Source organism: Pseudomonas sp. UBA5706 (assembly GCF_002419965.1).
Taxonomy (GTDB): Bacteria; Pseudomonadota; Gammaproteobacteria; order Pseudomonadales; family Pseudomonadaceae; genus Aquipseudomonas.
This window is the reverse complement of record NZ_DIHC01000028.1, coordinates 1-15,941: the sequence shown is the minus strand read 5'-3', so window position 1 is coordinate 15,941 and position 15,941 is coordinate 1. Positions and strand designations below refer to the sequence as shown.

Here is a 15,941-nt window from a genome sequence, read left to right as displayed (position 1 = left end):
TCCGTCTTGTTGGAATAGGAAATTGTGATGAAGGTATGCTTTGTCGTAATGGGTTTCGGCAAGAAAGTCGAGTATGAGACGGGTAGAGTTCTCGATCTCGATGCCACTTACGAGGCCATCATTGAGCCTGCGGTTTCAAGCAACGGCCTGAGGTGCATCAGGGCCGACGAGATCACGCAATCAGGCATCATCGATGTAAAAATGTACGAAATGTTGCTCAGGGCGGATTTGGTGATCGCTGACATTTCCACCGGAAATGTGAATGCCGTGTATGAGTTGGGCGTGCGTCATGCGCTCCGCCCCAACTCGACCATCATCATGACCGAGGATCAGGGCAAACTGTACTTTGATCTCAATCACATCAGCACCTTTCGATACCAGCACTTCGGTGATGACATTCTGGCACGTGAAGCGAAGAGGGCGGTCAAGGATCTGGGGACGCTGATTGGATCTGTAATGTCGGCTCAGGCTGTTGACAGCCCGGTCTATACCTACTTGCCCAAACTGCTCTCACCGCGGATGTCTGATGAAGAGTATGAGGAGTTGCTAGGGGAGGCAGAGGAGGCGCATCAGCGGTTCTCGCGCCACATGCGCGAAGGTGAGAGGTTCATGCGCCAAAGCAAGCATGGACTGGCTTGTCGGGAGTTTTCTGCTGCGCGTGACATGAGACCCGGTGAACCTAACATTCTCCAGAAGCTAGCGCTGAACACCTATAAATCCAAGCTCCCAGCCGAGCTAATGGCTTTGCGGGCGGGTTTCGAAATCATCGCGCAGCTGAATCCTGACGAGTCCAATGACCCAGAAACCGTAGGTATTGCAGGCGCTATCACCAAACGTCTGTGGCTACTGGAGGGGAATCGCGATTCTCTTGATGCTGCTATTCAGTACTACCGTCGAGGATTCGAGGTCAAGCGTGACTATTACAACGGACAGAATCTGGCGCAATGTTTTGAGTTCCGCGCGCAGGTTCAGTCTGAGCGTTCTGAGAAGATTTTCGATTTCATGTGTGCTCAGAAGATCCGTCAGATGCTTCTGAAGTCGCTTCAACGTGTGTTGGGTTCTGAGAACTTCATGGAGAGGCCCGATAAGCGCTGGATTTATGCAACGCTGGCGAACTGCCATTTTGCATGCGAGCAGCCTGACGAGGGCGAGCGCTTTGAACAAATGTTTCGTGGGGCGGCAGAAGCTCAGTGGGAAATCGATACCTACCAGACCGGGAAAGATGAGCTATTCAGGATTCGGGCAGACCGGCTAGCGACGCTTGCCCCGGATGAAAAGTAAACTCATCAACAATGGTGAAATATGTCTGAATTTGTGAAGAGGATAATGAATGGGATTACCTAGAACGTTCGTGGGCTTTAGCAGCACTGATCGACATATGTATGAGTTGATGGGTGCGTGGCGAACGAATACTCATATTGATTTCAATTTTGCAGATTGTCAGCTGAACATGGCGCTGGACTCTGAAAGTGAAGATTACATAAAGCGTAAATGCCGCGAGCGGATTGACATGGCTGGCACCTTCGCGCTTCTGATCGGACAGGACACGCGATCAAAGCACAAATATGTGCGGTGGGAGATTCAGGTAGCTATGGAGAAAGGTTGTAAGCTCATCGGCATCAACTTGGACGGTAGTCGTTCCCTCAACCCTGACCTCTGTCCTCCTATCTTGAAGAATGTCGGTGCCGTGTTTGTACCATTTTCACCAGCAATCATTCAGCACGCTCTGACGCACCCAACCAACAGCGAACGGGGTGACTACCACTACGCACCCGAGATCTACAAAAAACTCGGGTATAAGGATTAACCCATGCAGAATTCAGACTTCCCAGGCCTATACCAGTCGGTCGATACCCTCTCTGGCGACGCCCAAAAATATTTCTTTGGCGCACTGTTTAGTAACCTGCTGCTGCTGGTGCTTGCAGCGTTTGCTTCCGTGATCAATTACCCCCATTGGATTGCAGCGACTATCCAAGCCATGCTGCTGTTGGGCGCGCTAGCCAGTTCAGTTCTGCTGGCATGGAAAAGGCCGGAAAAATTATGGTACTCAGGGCGAGCTGTTGCAGAATCCATCAAGACGATGACGTGGCGCTATGTCTCTCGCGCTGAACCCTTTGATAAGGGTGATGAGGATTCAAGATCGCTGCTGATCAGTCGGCTCAGAGACGTTGTTCAGCAGAACCCAGGTGTCTCGAATCAACTGATCAGTCATGTGTCTGCGCCACAAGTCACCAACACCATGACGCTAATGAGGGCAAAAGCCTTTCCTGAACGGCGCGATGCGTATATTAATTATCGCATCAACGATCAACTGGACTGGTACAAACGAAAGGCAAAATTCAATTCCACCGCGGCCAAGTGTTTTTTCGCAGGACTGATCGCCGCCAATGGAATCGCCCTGGCGTGCTCGGCGTCAAAGATTGCCAATCCCGAGTTTCAGTATTTTCCGACGGATATTTTTATCACTATTGCCGCGAGTATTCTGACGTGGATGCAGGCGAAGCGATTCACTGAGCTATCGGCGTCTTACGGCCTCACAGCCAACGAAATTGGCCTTATCCGTGAGGAAGCCTACAGACTGGGAGAGGACGGGGAGTTATCAAAGTTTGTGGGTGATGCGGAGAACGCTTTTTCGCGTGAGCATACGCAGTGGGAAGCGCGCAAAGATAACTGAAAGAGTACCGTGGGAGCGCATCTTGGAATCGCTGTCACCTTCAGTATCAGTAAGTGGACGTTTTCGTAGCGTCTCGGTGATGCTCTCCTTGTAAACCCATCTACACAAGAGGCCCGATCTGGGCCTCTTGTGTAGATGGGTTTACTTGAGTGCGTTCGCAAGGCCAGACCAGGGCACCGTGTCGATTCCGTAGTCAGAAATCCAAATTGGTTTGGTGGCGTTAAATCTGTCCCCTGCGTGAGTTGCGATCACTTTTTTTCCTAGCTCCAAGCTTTTTTCAACTTCCCATTTCACCCATTTGCTTTGAGCCGTATTGTCTGAAATATAGACGACCGTCACAGAACAACGGTTGATGCGTTCGGTAATCTTCCGTTTGATGTAATCAGCCTGATCACTGTCGTAAGCTTCTTTTACAGAGTGATCGTTGAACTCAAGATCATTATTTTCATTTTTTGTCTGCCCTCGAAGCAAATTGACGTTATCCATGTCCTCAGTCGCGAAGCTGATGAATACGTTACGTTTGCCTTCATTCAGCGCTGCCTTGGCCTTTTGCTCAAGCGACTTGACGTCACCAAGACGACTCCATCCTCCAGAGCTGCTTCCCCCCATTACTGTACTCCCTCAAACTTGAACTCATTGCAGGCGATGCAATCTCCGCAAGGCTCGTCATCGCCAAGATGGCAAGAATAGGTTTGAGATATTCCTTTGACTTCGGCGAGAGCAACAACGTCCTGTTTTGTAAATGACGACAAGGGCGCAAGGACTTTGATTGACTTTCCCATGCATAGAGAGATCATTTGCTCAGCTTGTTGAAGGAAGTGGGAAGTTTGGTCAGGAAAAAGGCTTGTGCTTTCATGCAGTAGGCCTATCGAGACTGCATCGGCATTTTTTTGGTACGCGTAGGCAGCTGCGGTCAGCAGGAAGAGCATGTTGCGGCCGGGGGTAAAGGCATCGTCAATTATGTGAAGGCCCGGATCTGTAAGACCTGATCGGATCAATTTACCGAAACCCGACAATCCCGCCACCTCTGGTTCGGGCAGCCCTAGGTTTCTCATGGCCAACTGGCAGGCCGCATACTCACGGTTACGTGCCCGCTGGCCGTAGTCGATGAAGAGAGGAAAAATTTGCAGACCCTCTTCAAGCGCCAGTTTGGCAACCAGTGTCGAGTCCAGCCCTCCGGAAACAAGTGTCACAATGCTCATAAAACTACAGCCTCCTGCTTGCGGTTCGCGACACGCATTACAATCCATATCGCCCAGTCCAGAATACCGACAGGGCAATCCATCTCTTGGGCATGATCACGAAGTCGATTCTCGTATCTGCCATATTGGTTTAATCCAGAAATCGAGACTTGCTTGCCTGAGCAGATACCCTGAGCCGACATGTAATTGAGCACATGCCGATCCAGTATGGCCAAATCATAGGTAACGCCACAGTTGCGCAAGAACATGCTCGCCTGTTTTGGCCCTATTCCGGAAGCGTTCTTTACAAGCCAGGCCCTTACATCAATCACATCGCCCCTGATCAAGGCCTTCAGGGACCCTCCCGCTTGGGACACTGCCAACCATGTCGTTGCCAAGTGGGCAGCCTTCGCCCTCGGAAAACGGTAGAGCCGGCGCTTGCCTTCGACGTCAAGAGGCGTGCTGAGCGCCTCGAACAACTGATGGGCAAGGTCGAGGTGATCTTGCTTCATAACGAGAAGCCAGCCCTGCGCATCGATCCTGTCAGCGGCCGCCATCGCAAGGGAATAGGGGACTTGGCTGCTCAGGATGCAGCACGATAACTCCCACCACAGGTGTCGTTCATCCGAGACGGCTCCGGTATCGATACGCGTATGGATGTCCGGGCAGACTGCCGCGACCGCTCTGGAAAGGGCTTCGGCGCTATAGGTGGTCATTGAAAAATCTCCGGGAACAACTTTTTGAGCTCAGGGGCGGTCAGTCCGATGCCCGTAGCGAACAAGGTCGCGTCGTTGCTTGCAATCATAGAATGCATCAGCTGCCCAAACTCCTGATAGTACTCCAGATTGTACAATGCCACCCTGCCTGCATATTTGATTTTCAAATCGACATCGACGAGGTCAAGTAGAGGGGTTCTGTTCCATGAGTGTCTGAAAAAATCGAAATGTTGGAAATGGTGAAGGCGCCCTCTGCTCGGGTCGATGCTGAAGCGGCACCATTCAAGGCCGTCAAAGGTGTCGGCTCCAGCTGCCACTAATATCGAAATGCTCCAAGGATTGCCCGTGCCGAGCAGGTGGATCGGCTGATAAAAAGGAAGATCTCGTAGGCGAGTCCTAACGCGTTTCATCGTCTGAGCGCGAAGCGCCAGGCCTGGGCCCAGCTCCCGTTCCGCTATAGCGATGACGCCTGGACGGATACGGTTGGCCACTTCAAAAACGATATACGGCAGGTGCTTTAGCCCATCGTCATCTTGAGAGATATGCACAATCGGATACACCGGCGCTGATGTGTGCAGACGGTCACGTTCGAATGCCTGAATAATCTCCTCGATTGCGATGTCCGGATCACTGCTTTGTTCCAGATTGTCAAAGCTAAATGCGCAATCGTGGGGCGTCTCAAGCAGCGCTTGGTGGAACTCGTTCGGTGTCCATGACTTGTCTTCAGTGCGGTCTGCCTCATAATTGCCCGAATCGATCAGAACAAATCCTCCCCCCTCACGATAGGCTTTGATCTCCTCGATCATCTGATCGTTGTCATCAGATTTCCCCAGGTCGTAAGCAGACACCAGAATCGATTTCGTGCCATGAGCCCTCAGCACGCTCAATGCCTCCGCAGGCTTGAATTGAGTCTCGTGAGACGACACCGACATGAAAATGTTAGGGATCGGCAGCGCATTGCTTTCCAGCGAGGATAACCTTTCAGCAGGGCGAATCGGGGGCACTACTTCTTGGATTTTAACCTGAAGAAGTTTGAATGCTTCATGGTCAGGTTCGCCTGACCAATGTTGGAAATTCACCGTGCTGAGGTTCCCAAACGGATAGGGTGGATCGCTATCGTCCAACTGCAGCGGGATGATGTTCTTACCGCATTTGGTGGCGAACCTAAGTTCATCAGTCACCGCCGGCTTGCTTGCAAACTCTGAATAAAGCGCCACCACGCAACCAGCTTTTTGGAGGTTTTCTTTGATGACACTTCCGAAGTCACCCACAATTCGGTCGTCCATCCACACCGACCAAGACTTCCGAAGCAGATCATGCACCTTCACCGCGACTTTCCGGTTTTCCTTGGCATAGATGATGTATATGTCCGCCATGTGGGACTGAGCCTCAGCTGATTACATTCCATTGCACTACCCTGACGGTCATGCTTTCGAAATCATTAAAGCGTTTTCTGTGATAAGGCTTCGCCCGCTGCCCACGCTGTGAAATACAGTGCAGTGGTGAGATCCGGCGTAGTCAAGGTGCCAGTCGGCCATTGTGGGCCTGCTATATGCCGCTCTTTTAGCACGATCAGATTTGCACCTCTGGCAACATTTTCTGCAGTGCGGGTCATCGACTCAGGAGGGAGAGCATCATCGATGACGAGTATCGTGTCGCAGTTGCCAGTAGGGAATACAGTCTCAACATTCGGACATATCGCGTTAACACCTAACTCGTCCAGCCCGAAACGAGCTTCCTCCAGGGTGAAACGCTGCCCCACCGCTTCGATTCCTGCCTCAAGGCAAGCGGTGGCCCCGCGAGTTGCAAAGACGGGTTGGCGAGAAGCGAGGGCAGCTTGATCGAACTTGAACGTCCGGGTTTCGCAGTAGAGCGACACCACGCGGGAGGCGAGGTCCGCAGCCTCTGGAGGAGGCGTTTTCATCTGTGCCCAGAAGTAAGCAAAGGCTGCGCTGAACACATCTCCGGTGCCAATTTTGAAGACTTGTGTTGAGCGGTACGCTGGGACGTGAGTACTGCTGCCTGAGCGGTCATATACCTTGGCGCCATAGGGGCCTTGTTTCACGACCACGACTTGAGCTTCCTGGGTCTGGATAAGGTAATGGGCTGCGCGATCGAGGTCTTCCATGCCCGTGGCACTCAATGTTTCCAACTCGTTCATGACAAGCGCAAGCTCATCTGCCGAGGAGCCGTTTGAATGGCTTGGGATGACGCCACGTCTGTGGGTCATACACCGCACGGCAAGCTTTGACGACAGCGTCCCCCTCTAGGAAGCCGAAGCGCAAAACCGCATCATCTGTCACGTGGAGGGGGGGTTGAGGGACCAATTCCTCGCGCGCGGGCTCAATATATGGAGATGAGAGCGGATGGAAGTAGGCAAAAACAATTGGGCTCGGTCGTGTCGCAACGGTGGTTGCAATGCCCAGGCGCTCTAGTGCTGCAATCGCTACGCTTTCGTTCGCAGCTGCATAGGTCGTGAACTGTGTCCCCGGGGAGAAAGCAGCCACAACCATGGCTGCGCGGGCACCAGACCCCATAGTGGCGTCCCACGAAGGGATATGGCAAAGCTCACGGTAAAAGCCTCCCACGATATGCATTCCTTGCCCTCGTTACTCGTCCATTCCCAATGCGGAGTGCTCGCACGAACCCCTCTCACGGCACATTGCCATACTAGGGACACTCGATGGAACGGGCAATACAAAAACCGGCTTTGCTCCTAGCCCATTGCTTTCAGTCTGCGCTCTTCGCCGCCATGCAAATTAGACCCGGTGTTATCTAAATTCTGCTGTCGGTGCGTTCGTCATATTTCGTGTAATGAGGATGAGGCCCATTGGTAAGCTGGTACGTACCGCCGCGCAGCAATGCTAGTAGAATATGGCCTGTAGGAACCTGCTCCATTTCCCGAGAACATGCATGAACCCCGATTTGACTGAAGAAGAAATGCGCCAAGCGCTTTTCGGTACCCCTGAGCCCGCCCCGCAGGTGACTACTGCACCACCTCCAGGGCCCGTACCTGAGGTCGTGTTCACGAAGCCAACAGTGCCGTCGGCGCCCAAGAAGAAAGCGGCCAAAGCCATCACACCTCGGTTGCGCGTAACGTTGCGAGTCGGGAATGAGTTTGAAGGCAAAACGTTTGAGCTGATTCATGAAGCCGACACGCTCAGCAAGCTGTTGGCCGAGCAGGAGGCTGTCAAAGCCGCGCGCAAAAAGTTTCGGTATGTCGAGGTGGTGTCCGTACAGTCGATGTAGCCGCGGAGCAACAGCGTGCAGCCGGTTTGTCGGGTGCTCAGACGGTGAATGGGGTGGAGACCCCACTGCGTGTGCTCAGAGATATCTGCGAGCGGTCTTACAGGAGGGTAGGGATGTGCAGATTACCCCCTCAGACGGAAGCGCCCCAAGATTAGCCGCCAATAAAAAACCCGCCGAAGCGGGTTCTTTGCCATCAAATCCATCCAACATCCCAGTCAGCAGCGTTCCGAGCAGTGGCAGATCATCCTTGACCTCTGAGGGACATCCCGTTCCTCAGTTCATGGATCCAATTTATGGTTTTCCGTCTGCCCCGTAAATGGCCGGTTCGCTCGTCGTGATGTAAGCTTTTTCCTACACCGAACCTAAATCGCATCTGCTGGCCTACGACTGACGGTCGATTCCCGGCACCTAATCGCATCACAGATTCGCGCATTGAAGGCGTGCAAGAACCGTTACGGGGAAACTCAGAGGTGTTCAGGCGTTGGGAGTGCGAGCTCGACGCTTGCTATTTCCTTCATGAGGAGGTCCGACCTCAGCAGAGCGGCGTCGATCGAGGTGGTCGTTCCTCAAGGACGCCAGCATAGTCCGTCCTTTGACTTCGCGTGGCGCTTTGCTGGCGGTGATCCGCCTAGGAGGCGTCGGGGATTGGCTTGAGCACAGACGCCGCATTTGTTCGTAATTGATCCAGGTAGTCAGCCCACGCCTGCGCGGCAGCGCGGCGCTGGCTCAACAGCTGTGCACGTGCGTAGACGGCGCCAAGCGCCCCAGGCATACGATGGGACAGCGACAGTTCCAGCACTACGGGGTCGATTCCCAGATGCTCGTGCGCGATGGTCCGGTACGTCGCACGAAAGCCATGCGCGGTAATGTCGTACTCGGGCCAGATACGCTGAAAGGACTTGAGCATGGAGGTGGGATTAATCGGCCGTCCGGGGTAAACCGGGGACCGGAAAACATAGCCGCGTTCCTGATCATCCACCACGCGCATTTGGTGAAGCCGACGCAATAGCACCAGTGCTTGTTCCGGCAACGGGACAATGTGCTTGTTCTTATCCAAATGGCGGGTTTTGCCCACCACATAGCGCCAATCAGCCCCGACCAGGTCGACATCCTCCCATCGCATGACCGCCAATTCGCCGGGGCGGACGGGCAACATCACCAACAGTCGCATCGCGGTGGCAACGCTGCCGTCATCGCAGTCATCTAGGCGCAGCAGAAAGGTCCCAAGATCGGCCGGCTTCTCAATGGCCGGGTTGCTTGAAACCACGTGGCGAATTTTCAGCTCCTCGATGTTGCTGAGGGCAACGTTACGATCGACCCAACCACGACCTTCGGCGAAGCCCAGCACGGCGCGGATAATCGTGCGGACGCGTTTGGCCATCGCCATCGTGCGTTGATGGCGAAGCCTGTTGAGGATCTCGCAGACATGCTCCAGCTTGATTTCGCTGACCGGCCTCTGGCCGATGAAGGGCAGCACATGGTTGTCCAGGGCGCCTTGAAACCCGGAGAGGGACTTGCTCACCAGATCGGCCGCTTTGAAATGCAGCCATTGCTTGGCCACGTATTCGAAGGTGCGCTCTTCGTCGCGCAGCTGGGCTTCGATTTTAGCCAACTTGGCTTTTAGCGGTGCGATCTGATTGCCGATCTCTCGGCGCGCGCTCAAGGCCGCTTCGCGCGCGGCCTTGAGGCCGATTTCCGGGTAGGCACCGATAGAAAAGCGGTTTTCCTTGCCGTGCAGTCGATATTTCAACCGCCAGTGCTTCGAGACCGGCCTTGCGCTTTTGCGCGATACGCTGACCTCGAGGTACAGACCGGGGACCTCACCGTCGGCATACTTGCCCGGTTCAGTCACGGCGCGAATGAAGGCGTCGCTGAGTTTACGCCGGGCGGCTGGCGGTTGGTCTGGGGGCGACATGTGGGGGCATCACTTTTGATGTGACTGAATTTGCCCCCAATTATGCCCCCACGGCCACTGGAAACCAGTGGAATACGACGGATGGCAACGGAAGATAAATGTGTGTAACTAGCTGTATTTGAACGATTTTCTTGAATTCTGTGGAGCTCCGTCAGAGACTGTCGGGGTCCCCAAAAAACATCTGGATCCGCGAACGCAGCCAACGCTCGCCCGGGTCGTTGTCCTGTGAGCCGCGCCAGGCCATGTGCAGCTCGAAGGCCCGGGACTCCACTGGCAGGTCCTCGGCGCGAACACCGCCCGCTGCCGTCAGCACGTCAGCCGCGTAATCGGGCACGGTGGCGACGATATCGGTGCCGGAAATCAGGGTCGCCAAGCCGTTGAACTGCGGTACCGCCAGCACCACGTGACGCTTGCGTCCGATTTTTTCCAGGTACTCATCGATGAACCCACCCAGGTCTCCGGCGAACGAGACCAATGCGTGCGGACGCGCGCAGAACTCGTCCAGGGTGATCGGCCCTGGCATTGCGTCTGCACGCAGCAGTTTGGGCTTGCTGCGGCGCAATAGTTTGCGTTTGGCGTTGGCGGGCAGATCGTTGGTGTAGCTGACGCCGATGGAGATCTCGCCGGAAGAGAGCAATGCGGGCATCAGAATGTAGTTGGTACGACGCACCACCAGCACGATGCCGGGTGCTTCGGAGCGCAGGCGCTTGAGCAGTGAGGGCAGGAGCGCGAACTCGGCATCATCCGACAGGCCGATGCGAAACACTGCCGTGCTGGTCGCCGGGTCGAAGTCGGCGGCGCGGCTGACGGCGGTAGAAATGGAGTCCAGCGCGGGGGAGAGCAGGCCGAAGATTTCCACGGCCCGCGCGGTGGGCTCCATGCTGCGACCGGTGCGCACGAACAAGGGGTCGTCGAACAGCCCGCGCAAACGGGAGAGGGCGGCACTGATGGCTGGCTGGCCAAGGAACAGTTTTTCTGCGGCACGGGTGACGCTGCGTTCGTGCATGAGGGTTTCGAACACGATGAGCAGGTTGAGGTCGACGCGACGCAGGTCGTTGCGATTCATGACGGGGGCCTCGAAAACATGGGTCGATACGTTGGCCGCCAGGAAAGCACGCCAGTGTTCAGCTCAGGAGCGCGATAGTAAGGGCAAAAGTGCGTTATGCGCATCGCTAAATTACCTGCGAGCCTACAAGGACAGGGCGTGCTCGCGCCGAGGCGAACAATCCTAACCTATCCGTATGCGCTCATGCATCGAAGCGATATCCTTCATCTGCAAGCAGGTTTCGCGCCGCCGTGGCCTGCGCCCATCCGAAAATTGTCCATCGGGTTGCATTGTGCTGACGAGAACAGAACAATGTCCGCCTTGAATACGTGGGCATTCGATGGTTATCTAGTGGCCGCTTTTCAATAAGAATCGATGACAGGCATGTCGACTATTAATAGCCACTGATAGTGTTACCGGCAGCGCCCGGATAGAGTTCATGGCATCAAGGTTCATAACGCGAGGTTCGAAATGTCCCGCACGATCCGTTTTCATCAGTTTGGCCCGGCCGAGGTGCTCAAGTTTGAAGAGCTGCCCGTCGCGTTGCCCGCACCCGGTGAGGTGCAGGTGCGCGTCCAGGCAATTGGCGTTAGCTGGTACGACGTGCTGTGGCGGCAAAATCTGGCATCGTCCAGGGCTCGATTGCCTGCCGGTCTGGGGTCCGAAATGGCTGGTGTGATTACCGCCGTCGGCGATGGCGTGGCCGATTTCAAGGTCGGCGATAAGGTGGCCAGTTTTCCCGCCGCCGACCCCAACGTACATCCGGTGTATGGCGAGATGATTACCCTGCCGGCCAATTCCGTGACCCGTTATCCGGAGGTGCTGACCGCCAACCAAGCGGCGGTCCACTACACCCCGATGCTGATTGCGTATTTCGCGTTCGTTGAACTGGCCCGCGCCAAACCCGGCCAGACCGCTTTGATCACCGACGCCAGCCACTGCGCGGGCCCTGCATTTCTGCAACTGGGCAAGGCCTTGGGCATCAAGGTGATCGCAGCGACCAAGACCGAGGCGTGTCGCGAATATTTGCTCAAGCTGGGTGCGGACAAGGTGGTTGTCACCGAAGACCAGGATTTGTTGATGGTCATCAACAAATACACCGACAACCGCGGCGTCGATATTGTGCTCGATGGCCTCGGCGGTCCGCAGATGTCCATGCTGGGGGATGTGATGGCGCCGCGGGGCAGCTTGATTCTTTATGGTCTGCAAGGCGGTAATCAAACGCCATTCCCGGCGTGTGCAGCGTTCCAGAAAAATATTCAGTTCTTCGTGCACTGTGTGGGCAATTTTACCGGCAAGCCTGAACTGGGCATCAGCCAGGATGAAGCAGCGGTCAAGCGTGCGCTGCGTGATATCAACCAGATGACCGCAGACCGGGTACTGGAGCCGCAGATCATCAAGGTGTTCCCGTTCGATCAGCTCGTTGAAGCGCATCGCTTGATGGATGGCTGCCCGGTGGGTGGTCGTGTGGTAGTAGAAGTCACCGCAGCCTGAGTGCAAGTCACCGCGCTCATCGAATGACCGACGCCTTGGCCAGGTGTCCAGAGAGGATCCGGTCACCGGTTCAAAGTGGCCGCCCGTTATCCATCGGCCACGTTGCACCCGACACAGCCTTCCCGATCAGTCAGGAAGGCTTTTTTGTTTACGCGTTGACGATCAATCAACACAGGTACTACAGCCCATAACCTCGACATACAAGGCTGTTGTCGTCATGCTAATAACGCTGAATAAACATTCATGTTTAAAGTAAATTTCTTAGTTTAAACTGGTCTGTATTCCTTGATAATCTGTACCTTGTAAATGTCATTCAAGTGTCGATAATAGTTCGCTAAATATCACTCAGGGAATGAGTCATGTCACACTATTCTTTGCAATCCACGCATGAATGTTATTCAAGCATGCCACGACGCTTTCACGCCTTATCCGGCCGCCGGAAAACGCTGCCTTGCGCTAGCCGCCGGAGACTGGGGGCGCCCAGCGACGGTTGACTTCACCCTGGATTAACGTGCTGCTTCAACCACAGGGCCATCGGCGTCTTTTCCGACCGCGTCGTCGAGAATTCGGTGTTATCGCTTGATCGAGTTATCCAGGTGCTGAAGTTATGAGTTCCATGCATGAGCAAGCCATGAACTATGTCTATCAACAAGTATTGCAACGCTTGTTGAGTTATATCAATCGCGCCGAACGAACTGCATTGCAATTGCTGATTCAACGTTTGATCGTGGCCGCCGGCGGTATCGAGGGTATTGGCGATTACCGGGTATTGGTGGCGTTCAGCGGCGGCAAGGACAGCGCCTATGTCGTGGCGTTGATGCGCGCCGCGCAGCTGAGCATTGCCGCTCGCGCTCCGGCCACGTTCAAGCTCAGGGTCGCCAATATGCGTCACGCCGGCATGACATCGGCCGTCATGGGTAATATCCAGCGCTGCTATTCGGCGTTGTTTCTGCACGATGACCCGAGGGTGCAATTGCTCATGGTCGATCACCCGTACATCCAGAACTACGAGGCGGATCTGGCCTTTTCCAGCGCGGGGCGCGAGCAGAGCCGCTCCGACATGCTGCTGGCCGGGCACCTTACCGCCGGTGATGCGCGGACCACATTTTGCAACGCTTGCTATCTAAGCCTGGCCCAGTTTCTGGGCCGAGCCGCCAGTTGGGGAGAGGGTGTCGATGCGGTGGTCAGTGGCGGTTCGCTCAAGGAGCAGAAACAGTACGCCACCTGGGTCCTGCGCCTGGCGCGGGCACACGGTCAGAGTGTGTCGCAGTGGCACACACTTGGTTTGGGCCACGCGCTCAAGACCATCGACAGTATCGGTCGGGTGTATTACCGCGAGCTGTATGGCGAAGAGTCGATGCCGAGCGATTTCGTTCTGCGGCCTCCAGACATACCCCTGGCCCCGGTGTTGCTGCCTGTGGCCGATCTGGTCGGTTTCAAGGCCGAGGAACACTGGCGGCTGCTCACGGATTTCCTAGGGTTTCGCTTTGACGACCTGGCCTTTGGTTTCAGTGAGTCCGACTGCGCCAATCCGCTGCTGATGGCTCACATGCGTGGTCTGAGGGCGCAGTTCGTCCAGGGTCGGGATTACGCCGACGGCATTGCCGAATATCTGGAACTGGCGGCGGCGATGATGCGCCGCAAACGCATGCCTGCGCACCTGATCCTGCGGGCACTGGCCGCCTATGATCAGCCCGATAAGATCGAACAGCGCCGAATGCTGGCCGCGGGCTATGCACAGGAGGCATTTGGCCTGAGCGAAACACAGCTGATCAGCCTGTTGTTCGCGCCTTTTGTCGACGCGGGCGCCGGGCTGGAGGCGTTTTTGCGCGCTTGCCATCCCGGCATGCTGGTCGCGTTGGCAGACCTGCACCGCGCGCTTTCGGGCCACTCGGCGCCTGATCAAGTGGTTCAGTGGCTGGTGGATGTCAGCGGGCTGAGCCTTAAAGGGCTGCAGAACCTCTACGCCCGAGCGCGTATTGATTACAGCGACGAGCGCTCGATCATCGCCCGAGTCAGGGCCAGTGACCCGGACAAGGCGCGGGTGTTGACCTTCGATCCGTGCACCGGAGAAACGGTGGCCGAATTGATTTCCGGGCGTTGAGTGTTTTATTGCAAGGACGCGGAAGTCCGGAGTCCCGCACCTTGCGCGTTTGTTTCATTGACCCTGCGCATTGCGCATGGATGGGGTGTTTGCGATGAATAAAGACAAGACCGATTTTGCCTATCAGAGGGTCTACCGCTACCTGTCGCGGCTGACCCACGAGCTGCCCGAAGGTCCCGCCGTCAAGCTGCCGTCCCTGCGCCTGCTGGCCCGACGTCTGCGGGTATCCATTTCAACCGTGCAGAATGCTTACTCGCTGCTGGAAAAGGAGGGACGCATCTGTTCGATGCCCAAATCCGGCTATTACGCATTACCTCAACCCTGCAACGATATTCACTGCGAGGGGGAAGATCTGCTGGAGCGGTACCAGGCCAGTGCGCGACGACCTGACATGTTCGTGTTCGGCGCAGATGAGCCGACGCTTCTGCAATCGCTGGACGTCGCACTGCTGACTCTGGAGCGCGACCTCATGCGGCATTACCCCTGCCAGGCCGACCCGCGTTTTGAGCCTTTCGGTGACATCGAACTGCGCACCGCGCTGGCGGCCTATTACACGTCCAGCGCCGAGCGTTGCTGGCACCCGGACAACGTCTTCATCGGACCGGACAAGACCGGCGTGCTGAACACCGTCCTCACGGCCCTGCAGTTGCGTGATTGTGCGGTGCTGGTCGAATCTCCCTGCGGGTGGAATATCCTGCGCACCCTGCAATCGTTCGGCATTCGGGTGATCGAGCTGTGCACGAGTGTCGAAGGGGTGATTGACCCCGACGAGCTGGACGGGTTGTTGGCTCAGGGCGAAGTGAAAATGGCGATCCTGTCGTCGCGGATGGACACCGTCCGAGGCCGCATCATGGCGCCGGATCAGCGCGCGCGCCTGGCTGAGGTGCTTAATCGCCATGGGCTGTGGGTGCTGGAAAACGACAGCCAGGGCGAACTGTGTTTCGACGAGAACTTCACCCCGTTGCGCGATCTGATCGACCCGCAGCGGCTGCTGATCGTTGGCGCTTTCGACAAGATCATCGGCCTTGAGGCGCCGTTCGGCTACCTGCTGACCCGGCATTCCCGACCCTTGTGGCATCGGCAGCTGTTGTTACGCTCGTTTCGATTGCCGCCCATTCGCCAGAAAGCCATTGCACGTTTATATAGCTCCGGTCAACTGGAGCGCCATCTTCGAGGCTTGCGCACGTGCTTGCAGCAGCGGGTGGACGACCTGGCGCTGATGGTCGACGATTTTCTCGGCGAAAACGTGACCTTCGAACCGCCCCAGGGCGGCGCAACGATCTGGCTGAACTGTCGTCACCAGGTCGATATGGGCCGCGTATTCGAGCGCTTGCTGGAGCAGCGCATCGTCATTGCGCCGGGAGAGCTGTTCAGCGTGCGCGGCCTGCATCAGCAGAGCCTGTGCCTCAGCGGTGCGGCGGACTGGAGCCAGAACATCGAGTCGATGCTGGTGATCATCAGAAATGCGCTGGTGCAGGAGCGTCTGGCGTAGCGGCAGTTGCAGGGGCAGGGTCAACAGGTCTGATCGTTCCCACGCTCTGCATCACTAGTGTCCGGTAAAAA

14 protein-coding genes are annotated in these 15,941 nt (G+C 55.9%); 7 read left to right on the top strand and 7 right to left on the bottom strand.

Annotation, left to right across the window (positions count from 1 at the left end; translation table 11 throughout):
• Positions 1-27: 27 nt before the first annotated feature.
• The 3 genes from B3I26_RS12270 to B3I26_RS12260 are packed head-to-tail and all read left to right on the top strand — an operon-like array spanning position 28 to position 2,674.
• Entirely contained in the window at positions 28-1,281 is a 1,254-nt protein-coding gene (locus B3I26_RS12270) for a TRAFs-binding domain-containing protein (protein WP_296257985.1), read from the top strand.
• 49 nt (positions 1,282-1,330) lie between these two features.
• Positions 1,331-1,807: a TIR domain-containing protein gene (locus tag B3I26_RS12265; RefSeq protein WP_296257984.1), complete on the top strand. Its 477-nt coding sequence runs from the start codon at positions 1,331-1,333 to the stop codon at positions 1,805-1,807.
• 3 nt (positions 1,808-1,810) lie between these two features.
• Positions 1,811-2,674, top strand: a complete 864-nt coding sequence (locus tag B3I26_RS12260; protein ID WP_296257968.1) for a DUF4231 domain-containing protein — start codon at positions 1,811-1,813, stop codon at positions 2,672-2,674.
• 141 nt (positions 2,675-2,815) lie between these two features.
• Here the strand turns inward: B3I26_RS12260 and B3I26_RS12255 are convergent, their stop codons facing one another.
• From B3I26_RS12255 to B3I26_RS12235, 5 genes are all read right to left on the bottom strand, one after another.
• The gene (locus B3I26_RS12255; RefSeq protein ID WP_296257966.1) at positions 2,816-3,283 is read right to left on the bottom strand and encodes a TIR domain-containing protein; all 468 of its coding nucleotides are present in this window, start codon (positions 3,281-3,283) and stop codon (positions 2,816-2,818) included.
• Entirely contained in the window at positions 3,283-3,876 is a 594-nt protein-coding gene (locus B3I26_RS12250) for a 7-cyano-7-deazaguanine synthase (RefSeq protein WP_296257965.1), read from the bottom strand. Before B3I26_RS12250 ends, B3I26_RS12255 begins: the two co-directional genes overlap by 1 nt.
• The gene (locus tag B3I26_RS12245; protein WP_296257964.1) at positions 3,873-4,571 is read right to left on the bottom strand and encodes a DNA lyase; all 699 of its coding nucleotides are present in this window, start codon (positions 4,569-4,571) and stop codon (positions 3,873-3,875) included. Before B3I26_RS12245 ends, B3I26_RS12250 begins: the two co-directional genes overlap by 4 nt.
• Positions 4,568-5,947, bottom strand: a complete 1,380-nt coding sequence (locus tag B3I26_RS12240; RefSeq protein ID WP_296257963.1) for a toll/interleukin-1 receptor domain-containing protein — start codon at positions 5,945-5,947, stop codon at positions 4,568-4,570. Before B3I26_RS12240 ends, B3I26_RS12245 begins: the two co-directional genes overlap by 4 nt.
• Positions 5,948-6,012: 65 nt before the next feature.
• Entirely contained in the window at positions 6,013-6,732 is a 720-nt protein-coding gene (locus B3I26_RS12235) for a carbohydrate kinase family protein (protein ID WP_296257962.1), read from the bottom strand.
• A gap of 752 nt (positions 6,733-7,484) precedes the next feature.
• On the opposite strand from B3I26_RS12235, the gene B3I26_RS12230 reads away from it, so the two are divergent.
• Entirely contained in the window at positions 7,485-7,820 is a 336-nt protein-coding gene (locus B3I26_RS12230; RefSeq protein ID WP_296257961.1) for a hypothetical protein, read from the top strand.
• Between the two features lie 628 nt (positions 7,821-8,448).
• On the opposite strand, the gene B3I26_RS12225 is transcribed toward B3I26_RS12230, so the two are convergent.
• A complete protein-coding gene (locus tag B3I26_RS12225) occupies positions 8,449-9,735 on the bottom strand; it encodes a tyrosine-type recombinase/integrase (protein WP_296257958.1) in 1,287 nt (428 codons plus the stop codon).
• A 151-nt stretch (positions 9,736-9,886) separates the two neighbouring features.
• The gene (locus B3I26_RS12220) at positions 9,887-10,801 is read right to left on the bottom strand and encodes a LysR family transcriptional regulator (RefSeq protein ID WP_296257957.1); all 915 of its coding nucleotides are present in this window, start codon (positions 10,799-10,801) and stop codon (positions 9,887-9,889) included.
• A gap of 450 nt (positions 10,802-11,251) precedes the next feature.
• Here B3I26_RS12220 and B3I26_RS12215 point away from each other — a divergent pair, with 450 nt between their 5' ends.
• The 3 genes from B3I26_RS12215 (at position 11,252) to B3I26_RS12205 (ending at position 15,870) form a co-directional block, all read left to right on the top strand.
• Positions 11,252-12,274, top strand: a complete 1,023-nt coding sequence (locus B3I26_RS12215; RefSeq protein WP_296257956.1) for a zinc-dependent alcohol dehydrogenase family protein — start codon at positions 11,252-11,254, stop codon at positions 12,272-12,274.
• 607 nt (positions 12,275-12,881) lie between these two features.
• Positions 12,882-14,378 carry a hypothetical protein gene (locus B3I26_RS12210; RefSeq protein ID WP_296257954.1) on the top strand — a complete coding sequence of 499 codons (1,497 nt, stop codon included), beginning with the start codon at positions 12,882-12,884 and terminating at the stop codon, positions 14,376-14,378.
• Positions 14,379-14,472: 94 nt separating this feature from the next.
• Positions 14,473-15,870, top strand: a complete 1,398-nt coding sequence (locus B3I26_RS12205) for a PLP-dependent aminotransferase family protein (RefSeq protein WP_296257953.1) — start codon at positions 14,473-14,475, stop codon at positions 15,868-15,870.
• Positions 15,871-15,941: the final 71 nt, after the last annotated feature.